General features: G+C 60.1%; 18 protein-coding genes. 8 read left to right on the top strand and 10 right to left on the bottom strand.

Annotated elements, in window-relative coordinates:
- The first annotated feature begins 12 nt into the window (after positions 1-12).
- The 5 genes from infB to pnp all read left to right on the top strand — a co-directional run bounded on the left by infB (position 13) and on the right by pnp (position 6,793).
- Entirely contained in the window at positions 13-2,577 is a 2,565-nt protein-coding gene (infB, locus tag BM344_RS07680; RefSeq protein WP_091987894.1) for a translation initiation factor IF-2, read from the top strand.
- Positions 2,578-2,602: 25 nt separating this feature from the next.
- Entirely contained in the window at positions 2,603-3,034 is a 432-nt protein-coding gene (rbfA, locus tag BM344_RS07675; protein ID WP_091987892.1) for a 30S ribosome-binding factor RbfA, read from the top strand.
- Positions 3,031-3,972 carry a tRNA pseudouridine(55) synthase TruB gene (gene truB / locus BM344_RS07670; protein WP_091987890.1) on the top strand — a complete coding sequence of 314 codons (942 nt, stop codon included), beginning with the start codon at positions 3,031-3,033 and terminating at the stop codon, positions 3,970-3,972. The genes rbfA and truB overlap by 4 nt, the downstream gene beginning before the upstream one ends.
- Before the next feature lie 78 nt (positions 3,973-4,050).
- Positions 4,051-4,320 (top strand): 30S ribosomal protein S15, encoded by a 270-nt coding sequence (gene rpsO / locus BM344_RS07665; RefSeq protein WP_091987887.1) that lies wholly within the window; start codon positions 4,051-4,053, stop codon positions 4,318-4,320.
- A gap of 358 nt (positions 4,321-4,678) precedes the next feature.
- Positions 4,679-6,793, top strand: a complete 2,115-nt coding sequence (gene pnp, locus BM344_RS07660) for a polyribonucleotide nucleotidyltransferase (RefSeq protein WP_407656851.1) — start codon at positions 4,679-4,681, stop codon at positions 6,791-6,793.
- Between the two features lie 87 nt (positions 6,794-6,880).
- On the opposite strand, the gene BM344_RS07655 is transcribed toward pnp, so the two are convergent.
- From BM344_RS07655 to BM344_RS07615, 9 genes are all read right to left on the bottom strand, one after another.
- The gene (locus BM344_RS07655; RefSeq protein ID WP_091987881.1) at positions 6,881-7,750 is read right to left on the bottom strand and encodes an alpha/beta hydrolase; all 870 of its coding nucleotides are present in this window, start codon (positions 7,748-7,750) and stop codon (positions 6,881-6,883) included.
- Complete coding sequence (locus tag BM344_RS07650; RefSeq protein ID WP_091987879.1) at positions 7,720-9,585, bottom strand: Lnb N-terminal periplasmic domain-containing protein; 1,866 nt, start codon at positions 9,583-9,585, stop codon at positions 7,720-7,722. The genes BM344_RS07655 and BM344_RS07650 overlap by 31 nt, the downstream gene beginning before the upstream one ends.
- Before the next feature lie 91 nt (positions 9,586-9,676).
- Positions 9,677-10,141 carry a DUF3015 domain-containing protein gene (locus BM344_RS07645; protein ID WP_091987876.1) on the bottom strand — a complete coding sequence of 155 codons (465 nt, stop codon included), beginning with the start codon at positions 10,139-10,141 and terminating at the stop codon, positions 9,677-9,679.
- Positions 10,142-10,385: 244 nt separating this feature from the next.
- Positions 10,386-11,087: an ABC transporter ATP-binding protein gene (locus BM344_RS07640; RefSeq protein WP_091987873.1), complete on the bottom strand. Its 702-nt coding sequence runs from the start codon at positions 11,085-11,087 to the stop codon at positions 10,386-10,388.
- A 9-nt stretch (positions 11,088-11,096) separates the two neighbouring features.
- Positions 11,097-11,852 (bottom strand): high-affinity branched-chain amino acid ABC transporter ATP-binding protein LivG, encoded by a 756-nt coding sequence (livG, locus tag BM344_RS07635; RefSeq protein WP_091987872.1) that lies wholly within the window; start codon positions 11,850-11,852, stop codon positions 11,097-11,099.
- A 6-nt stretch (positions 11,853-11,858) separates the two neighbouring features.
- Positions 11,859-13,130 carry a high-affinity branched-chain amino acid ABC transporter permease LivM gene (locus tag BM344_RS07630; protein WP_091987869.1) on the bottom strand — a complete coding sequence of 424 codons (1,272 nt, stop codon included), beginning with the start codon at positions 13,128-13,130 and terminating at the stop codon, positions 11,859-11,861.
- Positions 13,130-14,053, bottom strand: coding sequence for a high-affinity branched-chain amino acid ABC transporter permease LivH (gene livH / locus BM344_RS07625; protein ID WP_091987867.1), 924 nt, complete (start codon positions 14,051-14,053; stop codon positions 13,130-13,132). Before livH ends, BM344_RS07630 begins: the two co-directional genes overlap by 1 nt.
- A 162-nt stretch (positions 14,054-14,215) precedes the next feature.
- On the bottom strand, positions 14,216-15,328 hold the full coding sequence (locus BM344_RS07620; protein ID WP_091987865.1) for a branched-chain amino acid ABC transporter substrate-binding protein: 1,113 nt from the start codon (positions 15,326-15,328) through the stop codon (positions 14,216-14,218).
- Positions 15,329-15,480: 152 nt separating this feature from the next.
- Positions 15,481-16,389: a TPR end-of-group domain-containing protein gene (locus BM344_RS07615; protein WP_091987863.1), complete on the bottom strand. Its 909-nt coding sequence runs from the start codon at positions 16,387-16,389 to the stop codon at positions 15,481-15,483.
- Between the two features lie 165 nt (positions 16,390-16,554).
- Here BM344_RS07615 and BM344_RS07610 point away from each other — a divergent pair, with 165 nt between their 5' ends.
- Positions 16,555-17,049 (top strand): MarR family winged helix-turn-helix transcriptional regulator, encoded by a 495-nt coding sequence (locus tag BM344_RS07610; protein ID WP_091987861.1) that lies wholly within the window; start codon positions 16,555-16,557, stop codon positions 17,047-17,049.
- 106 nt (positions 17,050-17,155) lie between these two features.
- Here BM344_RS07610 and lon read toward each other — a convergent pair whose 3' ends face one another.
- Positions 17,156-19,606: an endopeptidase La gene (lon, locus tag BM344_RS07605; protein WP_091987858.1), complete on the bottom strand. Its 2,451-nt coding sequence runs from the start codon at positions 19,604-19,606 to the stop codon at positions 17,156-17,158.
- Between the two features lie 260 nt (positions 19,607-19,866).
- On the opposite strand from lon, the gene trxA reads away from it, so the two are divergent.
- Both trxA and BM344_RS07595 read left to right on the top strand, forming a co-directional pair.
- Positions 19,867-20,730: a thioredoxin gene (gene trxA / locus BM344_RS07600; protein ID WP_091987856.1), complete on the top strand. Its 864-nt coding sequence runs from the start codon at positions 19,867-19,869 to the stop codon at positions 20,728-20,730.
- A 6-nt stretch (positions 20,731-20,736) separates the two neighbouring features.
- Positions 20,737-21,057, top strand: coding sequence for a hypothetical protein (locus BM344_RS07595; RefSeq protein WP_091987853.1), 321 nt, complete (start codon positions 20,737-20,739; stop codon positions 21,055-21,057).
- Positions 21,058-21,088: the final 31 nt, after the last annotated feature.

The following is a 21,088-nucleotide window of genomic DNA, read 5'->3' as shown; positions in this document are numbered from 1 at the left end:
AGGAGGACCAGTATGGCTGAAGTAACGGTAAAACAACTGGCCGAAGATGTAGGCGCTCCCGTGGATCGTTTGCTGAAGCAGATCGTGGAAGCCGGCCTGAAGGCCCGCTCCGAGAATGACTCTGTGTCCAGCGATGAGAAGCAGCAGTTGCTGGCCTATTTGAGAAAAACCCACGGCGAGGCTGATGCCGAGCCGCGCAAGATTACTCTGAAGCGCAAGACCACCACCACGCTCAAGGCTGGCAAGGCCAAGACAGTCAACGTAGAGGTTCGCAAGCGCCGCACCTACATCAAGCGGGCGGAATTGCAGCCTGAGGCGGAAGCGCCCAAGCCAGAAGAGCCGGCAGCAGCGCCGCAGTCCGAGCAGGCGCCTGCCGAGGAAGCGCCAAAGGTAGCGGCCGAGACGTCGCAGCAGCCGGAAGCGGAAGCGCCGGCGGCCGACGAGGCCCGGACGACCCAGGAGGCGACGGCCGAGAAGCCGGCTGACAAGGCCGAGCCGAAGAAAGCGGCGGAGCCGGAGCCAGAGCCGATACCTGCGCCGGAGGATATGCCGATACCGCCGCCTGAAGGCGAAGGCAAGGACCGCAAGCCGAAGAAGAAGAAAGAGAAAGTTCGCGAGCGCGGCGACGAAATCGAGGAAGGCAAGCCCAAGAAGAAGCAGGCTGGCCATCGTGGTCCTCGCAGTCGTCCGGTCGAAGAGCCGTTGGTGATCTCTGAAGACGAAGAGGACACCACGCTCAGAAAGCCGCTGCGTGCGAAAAAGAAACCCAAAGAGAAGCGTCATGGCTTCGAGAGGCCGACCAAACCAATGGTCAGAGAAGTAGAGATTCCGGAAACGATTACCGTCGGTGACCTGGCCCAGCGTATGGCCGTCAAGGCGGCGGACGTCATCAAGACCCTGATGGGTATGGGCGTCATGACCACCATCAACCAGCCCCTGGACCAGGAAACCGCGGTGCTGGTAACCGAGGAGCTTGGCCACAAGGCCAGGACGGTCAGTGAAGATGCGTTCGAGGAAGAGGTTCTGAGCGAGCTTTCCTTCGAGGGCGGCGAGAAGACCAAGCGGGCGCCGGTGGTGAGCGTGATGGGTCACGTTGACCATGGTAAAACCTCGCTGCTGGACTACATCCGTCGCACCAAGGTTGCCTCTGGCGAATCAGGCGGCATTACCCAGCACATCGGTGCTTACCATGTGGAAACCGATCACGGCATGGTGTCCTTCCTGGATACCCCCGGCCACGCGGCCTTTACCGCCATGCGCGCCCGTGGCGCCCAGTGTACCGACATCGTTATCCTGGTGGTGGCCGCCGATGACGGCGTGATGCCCCAGACCAAGGAAGCCGTGCAGCACGCGCGCTCTGCCGGCGTGCCCATCGTCGTTGCCATCAACAAGATGGACAAGGAAGAGGCCGATCCCGACCGCGTGAAAACTGAGCTGGCCGGCATGGAAGTCATCCCGGAAGACTGGGGCGGCGATGTGCAGTTCGTGCCGGTCTCCGCGCACACCGGCCAGGGCATTGATGATCTGCTCGAAGCGGTTCTGCTGCAGGCAGAGGTCCTGGAGCTTGAAGCCGCCGCAGACGCACCCGCCAAGGGCGTGGTGGTCGAGTCCAGCCTGGAGCGCGGTCGTGGTTCCGTGGCTACCGTGCTGGTCCAGAACGGTACCCTGCGCCAGGGCGACATGGTGGTAGCCGGTTCCTACTTCGGTAAAGTCCGGGCAATGACCGACGAAGCCGGCAAGCAGGTGAAGGAAGCGGGGCCGTCGATTCCGGTCGAGATCCTGGGTCTGAACGGCACCCCGGACGCCGGTGACGAATTCTTCGCCGTGGCCGACGAGAAGAAGGCCAAAGAGCTGGCCGAATTCCGCCAGAGCCGCGAGCGCGAGCAGCGCCTGCAGCGCCAGCAGGCGGCCAAGCTCGAGAACCTGTTCGAGAACATGGGCAAGGACGAGGTCAAGACCCTCAATGTGGTTCTGAAGACCGACGTTCGTGGTTCCCTGGAGGCCATCACCAAGGCTCTGCAGGATCTGGGCAACGACGAGGTCCAGGTCAAGATCGTGTCTTCCGGTGTGGGTGGTATTGCCGAGACCGACGTCAGTCTGGCCATGGCTACCAATGCGGTTATTTTCGGCTTCAACGTACGTGCCGATACCGCATCCAAGAAACTGGTGGAGCAGGAAGGTCTGGATCTGCGCTACTACAGCATCATCTATAACCTGATTGATGATGTGAAAGCAGCCCTGACTGGCATGCTGGCACCGGAGTTCCGCGAGGACATCGTTGGCATTGCCGACGTTCGCGACGTGTTCCGCTCACCGAAGTTTGGCCAGGTGGCCGGCTGTATGGTGGTGGAAGGTACCGTCTACCGGAACAAGCCGATTCGCGTTCTGCGTGACAACGTGGTGATCTTCGAGGGCGAACTGGAGTCCCTGCGTCGCTTCAAGGATGACGTTGCCGAAGTCCGCAACGGTATGGAATGCGGTATCGGTGTGAAGGGCTACGACGTGAAGGTCGGCGACCAGATCGAGGTGTTCGATCGCGTGCGGGTCGAGCGCAAGCTCGAGTCCACCGGCGCTTGATGCAGCCAAGGTTAAAGGTAGCCTGATGCCAAGAGAGTTCAGTCGTATTGATCGCATCGGCGATCAGATGCAACGGGAACTGGCCCAGCTCATCCAGCGGGAAGTGAAGGATCCTCGGGTGGGCATGGTTACGGTGAACGCGGTCAAGGTCAGTCGTGACCTTGGCTACGCGGACATCTACGTGTCCCTGTTGTCTACCGAGGAGCTGACCGAGGACTCACCGGAGGTGAAGGACTCGATCAGCGTTCTCAACAAGGCGTCCGGTTTTCTGCGTGGTCAGGTCGGTCGTGCCATGAAACTCCGGGTGGTACCGCAACTGCGGTTCCACTTCGACACCCTGCAGGGCTACAGTCGGAAAATGGACAGCCTGATTCGCGAGGCCGTTGGCGAGAAGCCGGCAGTGGATCGCGACGACGATGACACCGACAACCAGAACGAGCCGGAGCGTAACACTTGAGTCGCAGACGCAAGGGTCGTGACGTCAACGGGATTCTGGTGATCGACAAGCCGCAGGGTGTCACTTCCAATGGCATCCTGCAGCAGGTCAAGCGGCTGTTTGGCGCCGCCAAGGCCGGCCATACCGGTGCCCTTGATCCGCTGGCCACCGGGGTGCTGCCACTGTGTTTCGGGGAGGCCACCAAGTTCTCTCAGATGATGCTCGACAGCGACAAGGCCTACATCGCTACCGCGAAATTGGGCGTCCGCACAGAAACCGGTGACAGTGAAGGTGCGGTGGTGGCTGAAAAGCCCGTGCCCGCGGACCTCACCGCTGAAACGCTGGAACCGGTGTTGGACCGCTTCCGGGGTGATATACAGCAGGTGCCCTCTATGTATTCCGCGCTCAAATACCAGGGGCGACCGCTCTACGAGTACGCCCGCGAGGGTATCGAGGTTGAGCGCCCGGCGCGGCCCGTGACGATCTATGAGCTGACGCTGCTGGATGTTCGCGAGAACGAGCTCGACATCGCCGTGAGCTGTACCAAGGGTACGTATATTCGCTCACTGGTTGAGGATATTGGCGAAGCGCTGGGCTGCGGTGCTCATGTGACGGCTCTGCGCCGGACCATGGCGTCCGGGTTTACCCTCGCCAACGCCCACCCTGTAGAGCAGCTGGAGGCCATCCGCGAGCGTGGCGAGAGCCTGGATGGTCTGCTGGTGGCGCCCGATGCTGCGCTGTCCATGTTCCCTGAGCACGCTTTGGCGGGGCCGGCGCTGGTGTCGATATTGAACGGACAACCGGTTAGAATACCGGGTCAGGCCTATGACGGCTTCGTTCGGCTCTATGCACAGGAGAGCGCGAACGGCAGCTTCGTGGGGCTGGCAGAAGCTTTCCCGGACGGTGAGCAGACCAAACTGGTCCCTCGCCGACTGGTGAAGAGCAGCGGAAGGCGTTAGCCGCTCCGTTGTTTAGCCGGGCTGTAGAGATGCGCGGTTCGGCCGTATTCGAAAGCATCGCAAATTATGAGGTGAGTTATGGCACTGTCTGCCAATGAGAAAGCACAGATCGTAAAGGATTTTCAGCAAGGTGAAGGCGATACCGGTTCCCCTGAAGTCCAGGTGGCACTGCTGAGCGCCAACATCAACAAGCTGCAGGATCACTTCAAGGCCAACAAGCAGGATCACCATTCCCGCCGCGGCCTGATCCGGATGGTTAACCAGCGTCGTAAGCTGCTGGACTACCTCAAGCGCAAGAACGCCGACCGTTACCTGGAACTGATCCAGCGTCTGGGTCTGCGTCGCTGATCCGGGTCTTCGCGACCTGAGGGCTTCGCCGGCGTGGCCGGTGGAAGCCGTCAACGGGCAGATCCGGACGCCGGATCTGCCCGTTGTGCTTGTCTCACACTGCAGTTGAATGATCCGTGATACCGAAGGGTTCCCTGTCGTAACGGAAAGCCGAATTTGATAGCAGGTTGTTGAAAAACCCGGGCCCGGCGGCTTCTGGATTGCCGCTCTTCAGACCGGGGTTTTGCAACAGCCTGTTAGCTTTCAGACGGGTTGGCTTTCGGATCACAGCACGTTCTCTGCAGCCTATCGGTTCTGCCGGCATGGGCCGGGGGAATCAATCAATCTGGAAAAGAGAGACCAGGAGTTTGTTGTGGATCTGAAACCTTTCAAGAAATCGTTCGAGCTTGGCGGCAAGACCGTTACGCTGGAAACCGGCCGTATTGCCCGTCAGGCCACCGGTTCCGTTCTGGTCACCGTGGATGACATCTCCGTGCTCGGTACTGTGGTTGGCGCCAAGGAAGCCAAGCCGGGCCAGCCGTTCTTCCCGCTGACCGTTAACTACTTCGAAAAGACTTACGCCGTGGGCAAGATCCCGGGTGGTTTCTTCAAGCGCGAAGGTCGTCCTTCCGAAAAGGAAACCCTGACCTCCCGTCTGATCGACCGTCCGATTCGTCCGCTGTTCCCGAACGGCTTCATGAACGAAGTCCAGGTGATCACCACGGTCATGTCCTCCAGCAAGAACCAGGATCCGGACATTGCAGCCATGCTGTCCGCCTCCGCGGCGCTGGCCATTTCCGGCATTCCGTTCGACGGTCCCATCGGCGCGTCCCGTGTGGGTTACACCAACGAGCGTGGTTACTTCCTGAACCCGACGTTCGAAGAGCTGGAAACCTCTCTGCTGGACATGGTGGTTGCCGGTACCGAAGACGCGGTGCTGATGGTGGAGTCCGAGGCCAAAGGCCTGACCGAAGACCAGATGCTGGGCGCCGTGCTGTATGGCCACCAGGAAATGCAGACCGCCGTTACGGCGATCAAGGAATTTGCCGCTGAAATCGGCAAGCCTCGCTGGGACTGGCAGCCGGAGCCGGAGAATACCGAGCTGCTGAACGCCATCAAGGCGGAGTTCGCCGGTGCCATCGAGGAAGCCTATGGCATCCGCGACAAGATGGCCCGTTACGAGCGTCTGGGCGAAGTCAAAGCCGCGGCGGTTGAGAAGTTGGCCGGCGAAGAGGAAGGCCAGCCTTCCGAAGACGAGGTCAAGAAGTACTTCGGCAAGATCGAGAAGAGCGTGGTTCGCCAGCAGGTTATCGATGGCAAGCCCCGTATCGACGGTCGGGACAACAAGACCGTGCGTCCGATCGAGATCGAAGTGGGTGTGCTGCCAAGTGTTCACGGTTCCGCCCTGTTTACCCGTGGCGAAACCCAGGCCATCGTGACCACCACCCTGGGTACCTCCCGGGACGTGCAGATCATTGATGCCCTGGAAGGTGAGCGCAAGGACCCGTTCCTGTTCCACTACAACTTCCCTCCGTACTCGGTGGGTGAGGCTGGTCGCGTCGGTTCCCCGGGTCGTCGCGAAGTGGGCCACGGTCGTCTGGCCAAGCGTGGTGTGCTGGCGGTTATGCCGACCCTGGAGGAATTCCCGTACGCCATCCGTGCGGTGTCCGAGATCACCGAATCCAACGGTTCCAGCTCCATGGCTTCCGTGTGTGGCTCAAGCCTGGCACTGATGGACGCAGGCGTGCCCATCAAGGCGCCGGTGGCCGGTATTGCCATGGGTCTGGTGAAGGAAGGCGACAAGTTCGCGGTTCTGACCGACATCCTGGGTGACGAAGATCACCTGGGCGACATGGACTTCAAGGTTGCCGGTACCAAAGAGGGCGTTACCGCCCTGCAGATGGACATCAAGATCAACGGCATCACTGACGAGATCATGGAAATCGCCCTGGAGCAGGCCCACGAAGCCCGTCTGCACATCCTGGGTGAGATGAACAAGGTCATCTCCGAGCCGCGCGCCGAGCTGTCGGCCCGTGCTCCGAGCATCACCACCATCAAGATCAACCCGGAGAAGATCCGCGACGTGATCGGCAAGGGCGGTTCCACCATCCGTGCCATCTGCGACGAGACCGGTGCCTCCATCGATCTGGACGACGACGGCAATGTGAAGATCTACGCCGACAACCAGGAATCTGCCCAGGCGGCGGTGAACCGGGTGAAGGAGATCACGGCGGAGATCGAGGTTGGCGCCATCTACAAGGGCCGCGTCGAGCGCATCGTGGACTTCGGTGCCTTCGTCAACATCCTGCCTGGCAAGGATGGTCTGGTGCACATTTCCCAGATCTCTGAGCGCCGCATCGAGAACGTGACTGACGAGCTGAGTGAAGGTCAGGAAGTTCTGGTGAAGGTGCTGGATGTGGACAACCGTGGTCGCGTGAAGCTGTCCATGAAGGAAATCAAGGAAGGCGATCAGCCGACCGATTTCTCTGCCTGAGGGGATTTCCCTGAACGGTAGGTCGGATTAGCCGAAGGCGTAATCCGACAAACAAGAACCCGCCTGTCCTCTGGATTGGCGGGTTTTTTATTGTCCCATAAACTGAATCATCTCTTTCCGATACCCCGGAATCACAAACGTTGCCCCGTGAGGCGTATCCGTCTGCAAGAATTCTTTGGGCTCTTTCGCGGCCTCAAAAAGCGCCTCCCCATGATGAAACGGGATGATCCCATCCCGCACGCTGTGAATCACCATCACAGGCACCGGGCTGATTCGGGGAATATGATCCACGCCCTCGTAATCGTCTGGGATGGTCCAGCTTAGCGGAATCTGTAATGGCCAGGTGAGCCAGAACTCACCCAGTTTTTCCCGGGCGATTCTGCGGAAGCCTGAGAAGGTGCCGTCCAGGATGACACCATCCAGGCGGGGTTGTTCCTGGCGTTGGGTCCACTCGCTGGCCAGGGCGATGCCCAGGCCGCCGCCGAGACTCTGGCCGAGTATGTAGAGAGGCCGGGTCTTCACTTCGGATTTGTCGGCCAGCCAGCGCAGGCCGGTTTCGACATCGTGCAGTGCGCCTTCGAGGTCCGGGTCGCCGGTGGACTGGCCGTAGCCCCGGTAGTCGATGGTGAAGACGTTGTAGCCCTTTTCCGGGAGCCAGGACACGTTGAGGATGTGGCTGCTGATGTTCTGGGCGTTGCCGTGGAGGAAGTAGACGGTGCCCCGGACCTTGTTATCCGGGGTTTCGGCGGGCAGCCACCAACCGTGGAGGGTTTCGCCGTCGGCGGTGTCCAGGTAGATGTCCTCGTAAGCAAGGTTCAGGCGGTCCGGGGTAATGTAGGTGGCCCGGTCCGGATAGAAGAACAGGCTGCTGCAGCCGGGCAGCAGCAGGACGGCGAGCAGTAGCCCGACGCACCGGCCTGCGGCTTTCAGAAGTAGGCGTGGAGTCCGGCTTGCCATAGGCTCTGGTACCTGTCGTAGTGGTGTTCCCGGGCGAATCTGGCAAACAGGCTGAAGTCACGGCCCAGGTGCCAGTTGGCGTTGGCGTACAGTTGATCCTGGCGGTGCTGGCTGCTGACGATCCAGGCCTTGGTTTTCACGCCGGCCAGCAGACTGAAGCGGTTGTTCTGGTGCAGCAGGCCGATGTCGGCGCCTGGCGCGGCGTCGTAGCCTCGGCGCAAGTCGTCGTCGATCTCCAGGTCGGCGGTCGCCAAAGCAAAGGCCTGGGTCTGGTTGCCCAGGCTCCAGCTGCCGCCGGCGCCTCCCTCAAGGTACGGGGTGAGCACCCGGTCGGTGCCGGTATCGGTTCGCCGGCCGCCGAAACCCACCTGCCAGGACAGCGGTGAGAAAAACGCGTTGCGGGGACTCAGGGAACGGATTTCGACACCGGTCAGTTGTTCCAGCTGCAGCTCGTTGTTGTCGGTATAGAGACGGGCGTCCAGTCTGAGAAACTGAAGCTGGGCACCGCTGCGGTACCCGGCGGGCGGGTCCAGCACGTCGTGGTAGGCAGGTCGCACGATGAGCTGGGTGAATTCCCGGTGCGCCAGCTGACCGGCGCCCAGGCTCAGGCGGAAGGTGTCGTGGCCCTGATCATCGCGAACGGCCGGTTCGGGGGGAGCTTCCGGTGGGGCGACGCCGTTGATCCGGCTGCGCTCCCGAAGCAGGTCATGGGAGAGTGGGGCGGCGATCTCCCGGGGCCAGCCGTCCGCTTCGCTCTTGTAGCGCACGTAGTCGTAGGTGGCATCCAGAACGTGGGCGCGTTCCTCGGGGGGCAGCACCTGGACCTCCGGGTCTCCCACAGCCACATAACCGTTGGCGATGGCGGCGGCGAGGGTCTGGTGATCGTCGGGCAGACTGTCGAGGCTGTAGGCCACCGAGGTGGCTGCCGAGGGGCGATAATAAACCTCGCTTACCAGGTTGCGATCCACCACCCAGCGTACCGTGTCAGAGGGAATGGCGTGAGTGCTTACTTCGCTCAGAAGGTCTGTGCCTGGGCGGGCAATGTCGATCAGGGCCAGCAGGCGATAGGCGCAGTTTTCGTCGAAGAAATAGTAATCGAAGTTACGGTCACGGATTTCCCAGGCGTGGGCAATCATCATGTCCACTTCGCTCTGGGTCAGGTTCAGCTTGTACTCCCAGAGATCCCGATGTTCGATGTCTGAATAAAGCCGGATTTTCTCGTAATAGGGCTGGATGGTGGTGATGCCCGGATAGCCGCCAAAGATGCCCTTGTAGGCAAACAGGATCTCGCTGTCGTGGGCGGCGGCATCGGCGGCATAGGAGATGGTGTTGGCCAGCAGCAGGTTGGTCTCTTCATCCTCCTGGGGCGGATCCAGACGCAGGAATGTGTGGCCAAACATGGACGACGGGCTGTTCAGGTAGGACGCTGCAAACACCAGTGTGACGGTTTCGGTATTCAGTGTGTCCGACCACTCCTGATAGCCCGGGCAACGGATATCGGGCAAGGACAGGTCCAGCTCCTGTTTGAGCCACTGGGTTCTGGCCGGAAACCGGCAGCGGGCATGGTTGTCGCCGCCACCGGGCTGGCGGACGGCGGCCAGGGTTGCCTGCAGTTCGGCTTTCGGCGAGTACTTGCCCTGGTCGCTCAGGAAAAAGTCCGGATCGTCCGCCTGGCTGGTGTAGCCCTCGCCGAAGGTGTCGGGCTGATAGTGAACCAGCGTCAGCCAGGCCGGATCAAGGTGGAGTTCGTTGTGTTGTTCGGCGGGTGTCGCCTGGGTTGGCAGGCTGACTGCGAGCCAGATCAGGACCGGCCCAATGCGAAGCATGTTGCCCATGAAGTGTGCTGCATCCGGGGGTTGAACGATGTCGGGGGTGGAGCGATGCGCCGTCCCTGGCGCATGAGCGCATCCTTTCAGTTTGCCTGTATCAGGCCGCTACGTACTTGCTGAGTGAGTCGTTCTTCTCCAGCAGGGCAACGATGGCGTCAACCGCTTCGCCTGAGGTGGTTTCAGAACTCGGGAAAATGGCAGCGAAGTTGTCCTGCAGCACTTTACGGAAGGTGTCGCGATCCGCTTCGTCAACACCCAGCAGCACGGCCAGGGTGTCCAGGTTCTCACCGGAACCGCGGGACATGTCGCGGGCGACCTTGTCGATGTTGCTGTCCATGTACATGGCCATGGACTGGACGGCTTGGTTGGTCTGGCAGCCGAGGGTGCCTGTGGTCATGCCAAAGGTCTGGTTACCAAAGGTACCGTTGGTGGTTGCAGCCAGAACGTGGGGGGCAATCCCGGACTGTCCCTTCCAGATCATGGCGCCTACGCCACAGCCCGGCTGGGCAAAGGCCATGGAGGAAGCACCCAGAAGAATTGCACCTGCGATCAGTTTTTTCATTATCCACTCCTTTCTGTGGTTTATAGCTGTCGTCGCAAAACACCATGCAGCCACGATGAAGCCGCCATGGTGAAAACGGCCCTGACTGGTCTTTGTGGAGACAGGATGACCGTTGCAGTGAGTATAGTTGATATCCTGCCGGTGCAAGGCAAAAACTGGGTGAGTATTTGATTTTTCCAAGAAAAAAGCCGGAACATGTCGCCATGTGCCGGCTATTTCCCATCGCAATGATGTGCTATCGATCCTATCCGCCCAGGTAGGCGTTCTGTACATCCGGGTTGGCAAGCAGGTTCTTGCCGGTGTCGTGCAGACGGATCTTGCCGGTTTCCAGGACATAGCCACGGTCGGCCAGGTTGAGCGCCTGGTGTGCATTCTGCTCAACCAGGAACACGGTGATGCCTTCGTCCCGCAACTGGCCGATGATCTCGAAAATCTGCTTGATCACCAGTGGCGCCAATCCCAGGGAGGGTTCATCGAGGATGATCATGCGGGGCTTGCTCATCAGCGCACGGCCAATGGCCAGCATCTGCTGTTCGCCGCCCGACATGGTGCCCGCCCGCTGGTGTTCACGCTCCTTGAGGCGGGGGAACAGGTCGTAGACATGGTCGATGCTCTTGCGAATCTCCGCCTTGGTGTTGAAGAAGCCACCCATGTGGAGGTTCTCTTCAACTGTCAGGCCGGAAAAGATCCGGCGGCCTTCCGGCACGATGGAAATGCCCGAGCGCATGATCTGCGCGGTGGGCTCGCTGGTAATTTCGCGGCCCTCGAGGAAAATGCGCCCGGAACTGGCCTGGGGGTTGCCACATACGGTCATCAGCAAGGTGGTCTTGCCGGCACCATTGGCACCGATGAGTGAAACGATCTCGCCCTTTTTGACCTCAACGGAGACGCCGTGCAAGGCCTCGATCTTGCCGTAGTGGGTATGGACATCTTCAAGTACTAGCATGGTTTTACCTCAGGCCTCGCCCAGATAGGCTTTGATCACGTCGTCGTTCTGGCGGATTTCCTCCGGCGTACCACTAGCCAGGGGGCGACCCTGGTTGATCACGTTGATACGGTCGGAGATGTCCATCACCAGGCTCATGTCGTGCTCAATCAGCACCACGGAAACGTTGTAGTCCTCCTTCAGGCTGACAATCAGCTGGTTGAGGTCTTTGGTTTCCGCCGGGTTAAGGCCCGCTGCCGGCTCGTCCAGCATCAGGAGTTTCGGTTCGGTGACCATGCAGCGCGCGATTTCCAGGCGCCGTTGCTGGCCGTAGGCCAGGTTGCCAGCCTCCCTGTTGGCCAGGTCCAGCAGACCGACCCGCTCCAGCCAATAGGCGGCACGGTCCAGGGACTTGTTCTCCCGGGTCCGGTAATCGGGCGTTTTGAGCAACCCCGCAATCAGGTTGGTGTTCAGGTGTCGATGCTGGGCCACCAGCAGGTTCTCCACCACCGTCATCTGGCTGAACAGACGGACGTGCTGGAAGGTGCGCACCATGCCCAGGCGGGAGATCTTGTAATCGGGCTTGCCCTGGACTTCGTTGCCCTCGAACAGGATTTTTCCGCCAGTGGGTTTGTAGAAACCACTCATGCAGTTGAACACGGTGGTCTTGCCGGCCCCGTTGGGGCCGATAATGGAAACGATTTCCCGTTCCTGTACGTCCAGAGACACCTGGTCTACGGCAAGCAGGCCGCCAAAGCGCATGGACAGATTCTGTACTTCAAGCATCGCCTGTCACTCCTGCTTTTTCAGTTCGATATGGATGCGGCGCATGGGCATGAGACCCTGCGGGCGCCAGACCATCATCAGCACCATGGCGGCGCCGAAGATCAGCATCCGGTATTCGGAAAACTCACGGGCCAGCTCCGGCAGGATGGTCACGGCAATGGCTGCCAGGACTACCCCGATCTGGGAGCCCATGCCCCCGAGCACCACGATCGCGAGGATGATGGCTGATTCCAGGAAGACAAACGATTCCGGGCTGATAAAGCCCTGCTTGGAGGCGAACACGGTTCCGGCAAAGCCGGCAAAGAAGGCGCCAATGGTAAACGCCGACAGCTTCACCGCGGTGCGGCTCAGGCCGAGGGAGCGGGCGGCGATTTCATCTTCGCGCAGTGCTTCCCAGGCCCGACCGACCGGCATGCGCATGAACCGGCGGATCACCAGGGCAGTGAACACCGCCAGAACCAGGGCAATCAGGTACAGGAAAATCACCTTGTGCTCGCCGGCATAGGCTATGCCGAACGTCTCGTGGAAGGAGGTGTTACCTTCTTCTTTTACGCGGCGACCGAACTCCATGCCGAACAGGGTGGGTTCCGGGATGCCGCCGATGCCATTGGGGCCGCCGGTGAGCGTGGTCCAGTTATTCAGCAGGATCCGGATGATCTCACCGAAGCCCAGGGTCACAATGGCCAGGTAGTCACCTCGCAATCGCAACACCGGGAAGCCCAGCACCAGGCCGAACAAGGCCGCCAGCAGAGCGCCGATGGGCAGTGCCAGCCAGAACGAAATGCCCATGTACTGGGACAGCAGGGCGAAGGTGTAGGCGCCCACGGCGTAAAAAGCCACGTAGCCAAGGTCCAGCAGACCCGCCAGACCCACCACCACGTTCAGGCCCAGGGCCAGCATAATGTAGATCAGTACCAGGGTGGCCAGGTCAACCGCGCCCCGGGACACGAAGAACGGCCAGAACAGGGCCAGCACGAGGAGACCACTGAGTACCCAGGATTCGATCTTCGCTCGCCGGTTCTCCGACATGGGTTCGCTCTTGGTCTTGGGGAGCGGGTTTGGCAGGTTGCCGAGGGTACCCATGATGGTGTCCCGGAACAGCTGGAACAGGAACACAAGGACCGCAGCCAGCAGCACCATCACGATGGTGCCGGTGTCGGCGCCGGTCAGCGTGACATTAATTCCTTGGGCTTCCAGGTTAAAACCGATAATCGGATAGGAAATTACGAGTGTGATAACCGCGCAGAAGAGCGCGTGTCGCATATTGTTGGCAGCCATCAGATCTTTTCAACCTCCGGTTTGCCGAGCAGGCCGGTGGGTTTGAACAGCAGAATCAGGATCAGCAGGCTGAACGAGATCACGTCCTTGTATTCTCCGCTGAGATAGCCGGAGGTCATGCTTTCGGCTACCCCAAGTATCAACCCGCCCAGCATGGCGCCGGGGATACTGCCGATGCCGCCAAGAACCGCTGCCGTAAAGGCTTTCAGGCCGGCAATAAAGCCGAAGAGAGGATCCACCGAGCCGTAGTACATGCCCAGGAGCAGTCCGGCCACCGCGGCCAGGGCTGCGCCGATGACGAAGGTTGCGGAGATGATCCGGTTGGTGTCGATGCCCAGCAGGTTGGCCATGCCCAGGTCCTGGGAAACGGCCCGGCACGCCCGACCGGTACGGGAGCGGGAAATGAACATGGAGAGGGCTGTCATACAGACCAGGGTGGTGATGAATATGGTGATCTGCATGTACGACAGTGACATCTGGAAACCATCGGCGGAACCGAAGTTGAAGCCGCCGTCGATCAGGGCCGGGAAGCCGATGTTGCGGGAACCCTGGGCCAGGTGCACGTAGTTCTGCAGGAAGATCGACATGCCGATGGCGGAGATCAACGGAATCAGGCGGTGACGCCCGCGTACCGGCCGGTAGGCCACCCGTTCAACCGCCCAGCCCATGGAGCTGGACACGAGCATGGCGCAAATCAGTGCCACGATCAGGACCAGGGGTAGCCAGGCGATACCCAGCGTCGCCAGTCCGGTTATGGCAATCAGCGCGGTGTAGGCGCCGATCATATAGATTTCACCATGGGCAAAGTTGATCATGCCGATGATGCCGTAAACCATCGTGTAACCGATGGCGATCAGGGCGTAGGCGCTCCCGATCGTCAGCCCGTTAATGAGCTGCTGGAAGAAATACAGGAGGTCTTGCATTGTTATGGAACTCCGAAAGCCTGCTCCCTCCGCTACCACACCCCGCTGCCGGGATATCCGGGGCGGAAATGGGGGAGGATCAACAGGAGCCTAGAAAAACACCTTCTCCCGGATCGCGGTGAGAAGGTGCTCTCATAATTACCGTTTGTTAACGATAATGGCTTAGTTTACCGGAGTTTTGCTGCCATCTGAATGCCATTCGTACACAACAAACTCGAATGACTTCATATCGCCGGCCTTGTCGTACTCCACGGTGCCGATCGGGGTCTGGAAGGTGCCTTCGCGCAGGGCAGCGGCAACCTCGAACGGATCGGTGGATTCGGCGGCCTCGATACCATCAGCAATCAGCTGAACAGCAGTGTAGGAAGTCAGAACGAACGGGCCGGATGGATCCTCGCCCTTGTCCTGGAAGGCTTTAACCAGAGCCTGGTTCTCGGCTTTCTGGTCGAACGCTGGCGGCAGGGTTACCAACAGACCTTCAGCGGCTTCGCCGGCGATGGTGTTGATGTCCTTGTTGCCCACGCCCTCGGGGCCCATGAACTTGGCGTCAAGATCAGCCTGACGCGCCTGACGCAGAATCAGACCCAGCTCCGGGTGGTAGCCGCCGTAGTAGACGTAGTCCACGTCTGCCTGCTTGAGCTTGGTGACCAGGGACGAGAAGTCCTTGTCGCCGGCAGTGATGCCCTCGAACATGGCAATCTCGATGCCCTCGTTCTGCAGGGTATCGCGCACCGCGGTGGCAATACCTTCACCGTACTGCTGCTTGTCGTGGACGATGGCCACGCGCTCAGGGCTCTGGGAGGCAATGTAGCGCGCCGCAACCGGGCCCTGCATGCTGTCCAGACCGATGGTGCGGAACACCAGCTCGTAGCCACGCTCGGTGATTTCCGGGCTGGTGGACGCCGGAGTCACCATGAGGATGCCTTCGTCTTCGTAGATGTCAGAGGCCGGCTGGGTGGAGCTGGAGCACAGGTGGCCCACAACGAAGCGGACACCGTCGTTCACCAGACTGTTGGCTACGGTTACCGCCTGCTTGGGATCACAGACGTCGTCGTATTCAACGGCAACGAGCTCTTCGCCCATAACACCGCCGTTGGCGTTGATCTGCTCAATCGCCATGCGGGCGCCGGAAAACTGCATGTCACCATACTGGGCAACGGGGCCGGTCATGGGGCCGGCGATACCAATCTGGATCTCGGCGGCGGCGTGACCTGCGCCCATCAGGGCTACGGAAGTGCTGACGGCGGTAACGAGTTTTTTCACTGAAGTTCTCATTGATTCTGTCCTGTTATGGTTCAGGGTTATTCTTGTGTTCTCAGAGAGTTAAACAAACACCACAGTCCTGCCCTTGTCAAGCGTCGGGCCGGGTGGTTGCTCCGGAACACGGGCAGCCTGTCTCAGCAATTCCCGTGCCGCTCTGAGCCGCTCTAGGCGTCCGTGCCGTCTTCGTCATCCTGTGCAACCAGTGCGCGGAAGTTCTCGTGCTCGCGCAGCTGGGCGAAACTCACGTCTACCGAAGCATCGTCGCGGTATGCCTCAGAAATTTCAATAGCTTTCTTCAGGGTGCTGACCGCATCGTCCCAGCGACCCATTTCAGCGTACGCGCATGCCAGTTGGTAGTGCGCGTGGCCGTTATCCGGTGCCAGCTTAAGTGCCCGCTGGCAGAGGCTGATGGCCCACAGGGGCTCCTGCATCTCGAGCACGGCATCGGCCTTGTAGCTCAGTGCCTCGACGTCGTCAGGGCGCAGGTCCAGTATCTGGTCGTAGGCGGCAATCTTGTTCTGCTGGGAGGTCTCCTGGCTGGCCTTGAGCCAGAGCGAATGCACCTCGTTGGTGCGCTCTATCTCCGCCTGATTCTGATGAATGATGTCGGATTTCTGTTTCAGTTGTTCCTCGATAAACTCAAGGCGCTTTTCATACTCCACCACGAGCTCGTTCACCCGCTTCTCGGCAAGACTGGTGAGCTGGTTGCGCATGTCCCGGATCGAGTTCCAGCCGATGACCACCAGAATGGAGGTAGCGCCGGCAATCAGGTAGAAAAAGTAAGTGACCGTGTCGGTGGCATAGGACATGGTCTTGTCGGCCACGGACAGTTCCTTGTCCACCACCTTCTCGATCAGCTCGGCCCGGGTGCTCTGCATCTCCTTGCGCAGGGCCTTGGTTTCCTCCAGCAAATAGAGTTCAACGAATGGGGTGTACATGGGCTCGTCCAGGGTCTCAATGCTTTCCTCCAGGTCCTCCTCGGTAAGAGGCTCGTCCGGACCGAGGTTTTGCTGGGCCTGCAGGGTGCCGGAAAAAGCCAACGCGAAAAGAAAGGTAAGCAACAACTTGATCATCGTGCTGGGTCCATCTGGTTATGGGAAATTGAGCAGAGGCGTGACCTTAGCATAGTGGCTGACGGAAAAAATGCAGGCACAGTCCCCGACTTGCTTTTCCGGGTGCAAAGACCTCTAATAGTTAGGGGTATAAAGAATTGGCGAAAACCGACTCGGAGTAATGACTTGAACAGTTACGAAGATGTGCTGGTGGCGCTGCGGCGCGTGATCCGGGCCACGGACCTGCATTCCAAGCGTCTGAGCAAATACGCGGGCCTGACTGGTCCGCAGTTGCTGATCATGCGAACCATCCGGGACCTGGGCGAGGTCACTATCGGCACGATTGCTGAAAAAGTCAGCCTCAGCCAGGCGACTGTTACCACGATTCTGGATCGCCTGGAACATCGCAAACTGGTGTATCGGGTGCGCAGTACCCGGGATAAACGCAAGGTGCACGCGCATCTGACTGATGAAGGCGCCGAATTGCTGTCTCGGGCCCCGAATCCGTTGCAGGAAGATTTCATCCAGAAGTTCCAGAGCCTGGCGGAGTGGGAGCAGACCATGATCCTGGCCTCGCTGCAGCGGGTGGCGAACATGATGGATGCGGATGACATCGATGCCTCGCCGGTGCTGACGGTAGGGTCAGTGTTGAACGATGATGGCTGGAAGGAAAAGGGCTGAACCGGGGTGTCGGATTACGACCCTTTAAGTCTAATCCGACCTACCAGTCCACCACCTCAACCCCGTAGGTCGGATTAGCGAAGCGTAATCCGACAAGCTTCCACGGCTAATGCACCGAAGACCCCTTTCTCGGTTTGTTGCCAAAACACACCTGAAAGACATCGCTGTATTGCTTGGCGAAGTTCACCACCAGTCCTTCCTTCAGGTAGTCCGGCAGTTCCTCGTAATCGCCCCGATTGGCCTCCGGCAGGATCAGGTTGCTGATCCTCTGCCGCCGGGCGGCAATGACTTTTTCACGAATCCCGCCCACGGGCAGCACCTGGCCGGTGAGGGTCAGCTCGCCGGTCATGGCAATGTTTTGCTGTGGGGCTTCCCGACGGGCAATGGACAAGAGCGCAGTGGCCATGGTCACGCCGGCGCTGGGGCCATCCTTGGGGGTAGCCCCCTCGGGAACGTGCAGGTGCACGAAGGACTTATCGAAGAACGTGGGGTCACCCTTGAAGCGTTTCAGGTTTGAGGACACGAAGCTGTAGGCAATCTCCGCGGATTCCTTCATCACGTCGCCGAGCTGGCCGGTGAGCTTGAAGCCGCGCTGGCTGCTGTGGATCCGGGACGCCTCGATGCTCAGGGTGGCCCCGCCCATGGCGGTCCAGGCCAGACCGGTTACCACACCAACGCCTTTCAACGACTTCTCTTTCCGGAACGCCGGCTGCCCGAGGTATTCGGGCAGATCGTTGACGCCCACCTTGACCGGCTGGTCCGGATGCTCCAGAAGCTTGACGATGCCCTTGCGCAGGATCTTGTGCAGCAGCTTTTCCAGGTTGCGCACGCCAGCCTCACGGGCATACCCCTCGATCACTTGCCGGATGGCGGCATCGGTGATGTTGAACTGCTTTTTGAGCAGCCCAGCTCGCTTCAATAGCCGGGGCAACAGGTGGTGCTTGGCAATGGCCAGTTTTTCCTCGGAAATGTAGCCGGACAGGCGGATCACATCCATTCGATCCAGCAGCGGCCGGGGAATGGTGTCGAGCTGGTTCGCGGTGCAGATGAACAGCACCTTGGACAGGTCCATGCGAACATCCAGGTAGTGGTCGAGGAAATCCCGGTTCTGCTCCGGGTCCAGGGTTTCCAGCAGGGCCGAGGCCGGATCGCCCTGGAACGAGGCGCCGATCTTGTCGATTTCATCGAGCATGATCACGGGGTTGGCTACCTTCGAATCCTTCAGGGCCTGCACGAACTTGCCCGGCATGGCACCGATGTAAGTGCGGCGATGGCCCTTGATCTCGGCCTCGTCGCGCATGCCGCCGACGCTGAAGCGGTAAAACTCCCGCCCGAGGGCATCGGCCACGGAATGGCCGATGGAGGTTTTGCCCACGCCTGGCGGGCCCACCAACAACAGAATGGAACCGCTCACTTCTTTCTTGAAGGTGCCCTCGGCCAGGAACTCCACGATGCGATCCTTGACGTCGTCCAGGCCGTCGTGGTCGCGGTCGAGAATCCTGCGGGCCTCGGCCAGGTCGAAGTGGTCCTCGGAGTGAAGGCCCCAGGGTACCTGGGTCAGCCAGTCCAGGTAGTTGCGGGTAACGCCGTACTCGGGCGAGCCCTGCTCCAGAACCTGCAACTTCTCTAGCTCGTCCCTGAAACGTTCCTGCACCGCTTCCGGTGGATGGCGTTCTGCCATGCGCTGCTCGAAGCGCTCCACGTCGGCGGTCTTGTCGTCCTTGGCCATGCCCAGCTCGCGCTGGATGACCTTGAGCTGTTCCTTGAGGAAAAACTCCCGCTGGTGCTTCTGCACCTTGGCGTTGACCTCTTCGCTGATTTCCGACTGCAGGCGGGCCACCTCCTGTTCCTTGCGCATCAGCAGAAGCACTTTTTCCATGCGGCGCAGCAGCGGGACGGTGTCGAGCACGTCCTGCAGTTCGTGACCCGGGGCGCTGGTCATGGAAGCGCCAAAATCGGCCAGGGGCGAGCTATCGTCCGGCCCGAACCGGGACAGGTATTGCTTCACTTCCTCGCCGTACAGGGGGTTGGATCGCAACAGCTCCTTGATGGCGCTGATGATGGCCAGGGTATAGGCCTTCAGTTCGTCGGCTTCTTCTTCGGGCTCGGTCGGGTACTCCACCTCCACCAGGTAGGGGGGCTTGCGACGGAGCCACTGGGTAATTCGGAAGCGCTGCAGGCCCTGGGCAATGAACTGAACCTTGCCGTCCTGGCTCTGGGCGTGATGCACCCGCACGGCACAGCCCATGGTTTCCAGCTGGTCGCTGGCGGGCACGCCTTCCTCGGCTTCCGGTTCTTCCACAAAGCAGATGCCCAGTACCTTGTGATCGGTTTCCCCGACCCGCTTCAGGGTCTCGTGCCAGGGGTTCTGGTTCACCATCACAGGCTGGACCTGGGCCGGGAAGAAGGGACGATTGGACACCGGCAGCACGTACATGCGCCGGGGCATCAATTGCTGGGGCAGCGCCAGGCCCTTGCTGTGCTCGTCCCTGCCAATGTATTCGGTCACATCCTCTTCGAACTCTTCAAACGAATCGTTGCGGGTGTCGTCATTCATGCCGTGAACTGTCCATCCGGAAAGGTTGTACGTTACGCCGGGCCGGGTAAGACGTGGGCCCGAGGTCCTGTCTGTGTCGGCTGTCTCTGTAGCCTATGTAACGCCAGATACGGTAATTTCAAGGAGTTGGGTTTTGTCTCCAAAGCCTTGATTTCTGCAGGGCCGGCCCCATGTCCTCAGACAATTCGCAGAGATTCAGGGACGGTGCCCTGTTTATCTCAAGATCTCTCGACAACTTTCGACAATTTCAGGTGCCAGGCATGAGCAACTCCCCCTACATCTTCGAAGCGACCATGGAAAACTTCCAGCAGAAGGTCATGGAAGCCTCTTCCAGTACGCCCATCCTGGTGGATGTCTGGGCCGAGTGGTGTGCCCCCTGCAAACAGTTGATGCCATTGCTGGAGAAGCTGGCCAACGAATACCAGGGCGGGTTCATGCTGGCGAAGGTGAACGCGGATGAGCAGGAGCAGCTGACCGCCAGCCTTGGCGTGCGCAGCCTGCCCACCGTGATCCTGGTGAAAGACGGCCAGGCCGTGGACGGTTTCAATGGTGCCCTGCCGGAGAACGAGATTCGCAAAGTGCTGGACAAACACGTCCAGGCCCCGCAGGAGGATCCGCACGACAAGGCCCGTCGCATCTGGGAAGAGGGCGACGTGGACGGGGCTCTTGCCATTCTGTCCGAGCTCAACCGTAAGGATCCTGAGAACCTCCAGGTATTGATCGACCTCGCCCAGCTGAAAGCTGAGACCGGAGACCTGGAAACCGCGGAACAAGTGCTCGAGAGTCTGCCGCCCGAGGAGAAATTGCAGCACCAGGCCAAGCAACTGGCGGCACGGGTGAAGTTCCTCAAGCAGTCTGCCGAGCTTCCGCCAATCAAGGATCTGGAGATGGCCCTGGAGCAGGACCCGAAAGATCCGAACGCGTTGCACCTGTTGGCGCTTCATCACGTATTAAGGGAGAACAACGCCGAGGCGATGGATCTGCTGATCCGCCTGATGCAGGTGGACAGCAAGTACAAGGACGAAGTGGCCAAGACCACCTTGATCGAACTGTTCGACAAGCTTGGCAACAACAACCCGGATGTACGGACCTATCGGCGGAAACTGTATACCCTGATGCATTGAGGTGGAATGCTCAAACTCCCGCCCCAGCCTGACAACTGTGAACTCTGCGAGCGCCGGGTGGCCAAGCTCACCCGGCACCATCTGATCCCCAAGCACCTGCATCGCAAGAAGCGCTTCCAGAAGCTGTTCAGTAAAGACGACCTGATTACCCGAACCCTGTGGGTGTGTCGACCCTGCCATAACGCCATTCACAAGGCTCGCACCGAGCATGAGCTTGGGCTGTACTTCAACACCCGCGAGAAACTGCTGGAGCTGGAAGAGTTGCGGTCGTTCGTGGAGTGGCTGAGGCACAAACCCGAGGGGTTTGTGCCCAAGCAAAAACGCTGATTCGGTGGTCGAGCAAGCGCTCGCGATGGCT

This window comes from Marinobacter gudaonensis, from assembly GCF_900115175.1.
Taxonomy (GTDB): Bacteria; Pseudomonadota; Gammaproteobacteria; order Pseudomonadales; family Oleiphilaceae; genus Marinobacter; species Marinobacter gudaonensis.
The sequence above is the reverse complement of the archived record's forward strand: the minus strand, read 5'-3'. Positions and strand labels throughout refer to the sequence as shown.

Bases quoted from the DNA above. Each gene is read 5' to 3' on its own strand.
- BM344_RS07655 (WP_091987881.1), bottom strand. From the start codon at position 7,750: ATGGCAAGCCGGACTCCACGCCTACTTCTGAAAGCCGCAGGCCGGTGC.
- BM344_RS07620 (WP_091987865.1), bottom strand. From the start codon at position 15,328: ATGAGAACTTCAGTGAAAAAACTCGTTACCGCCGTCAGCACTTCCGTA.
- infB (WP_091987894.1), top strand. From the start codon at position 13: ATGGCTGAAGTAACGGTAAAACAACTGGCCGAAGATGTAGGCGCTCCC.
- lon (WP_091987858.1), bottom strand. From the start codon at position 19,606: ATGAATGACGACACCCGCAACGATTCGTTTGAAGAGTTCGAAGAGGAT.
- BM344_RS07615 (WP_091987863.1), bottom strand. From the start codon at position 16,389: ATGATCAAGTTGTTGCTTACCTTTCTTTTCGCGTTGGCTTTTTCCGGC.
- BM344_RS07650 (WP_091987879.1), bottom strand. From the start codon at position 9,585: ATGGGCAACATGCTTCGCATTGGGCCGGTCCTGATCTGGCTCGCAGTC.
- BM344_RS07630 (WP_091987869.1), bottom strand. From the start codon at position 13,130: ATGGCTGCCAACAATATGCGACACGCGCTCTTCTGCGCGGTTATCACA.
- rbfA (WP_091987892.1), top strand. From the start codon at position 2,603: ATGCCAAGAGAGTTCAGTCGTATTGATCGCATCGGCGATCAGATGCAA.
- livG (WP_091987872.1), bottom strand. From the start codon at position 11,852: ATGCTTGAAGTACAGAATCTGTCCATGCGCTTTGGCGGCCTGCTTGCC.
- BM344_RS07645 (WP_091987876.1), bottom strand. From the start codon at position 10,141: ATGAAAAAACTGATCGCAGGTGCAATTCTTCTGGGTGCTTCCTCCATG.
- trxA (WP_091987856.1), top strand. From the start codon at position 19,867: ATGAGCAACTCCCCCTACATCTTCGAAGCGACCATGGAAAACTTCCAG.
- rpsO (WP_091987887.1), top strand. From the start codon at position 4,051: ATGGCACTGTCTGCCAATGAGAAAGCACAGATCGTAAAGGATTTTCAG.
- livH (WP_091987867.1), bottom strand. From the start codon at position 14,053: ATGCAAGACCTCCTGTATTTCTTCCAGCAGCTCATTAACGGGCTGACG.
- BM344_RS07640 (WP_091987873.1), bottom strand. From the start codon at position 11,087: ATGCTAGTACTTGAAGATGTCCATACCCACTACGGCAAGATCGAGGCC.
- BM344_RS07595 (WP_091987853.1), top strand. From the start codon at position 20,737: ATGCTCAAACTCCCGCCCCAGCCTGACAACTGTGAACTCTGCGAGCGC.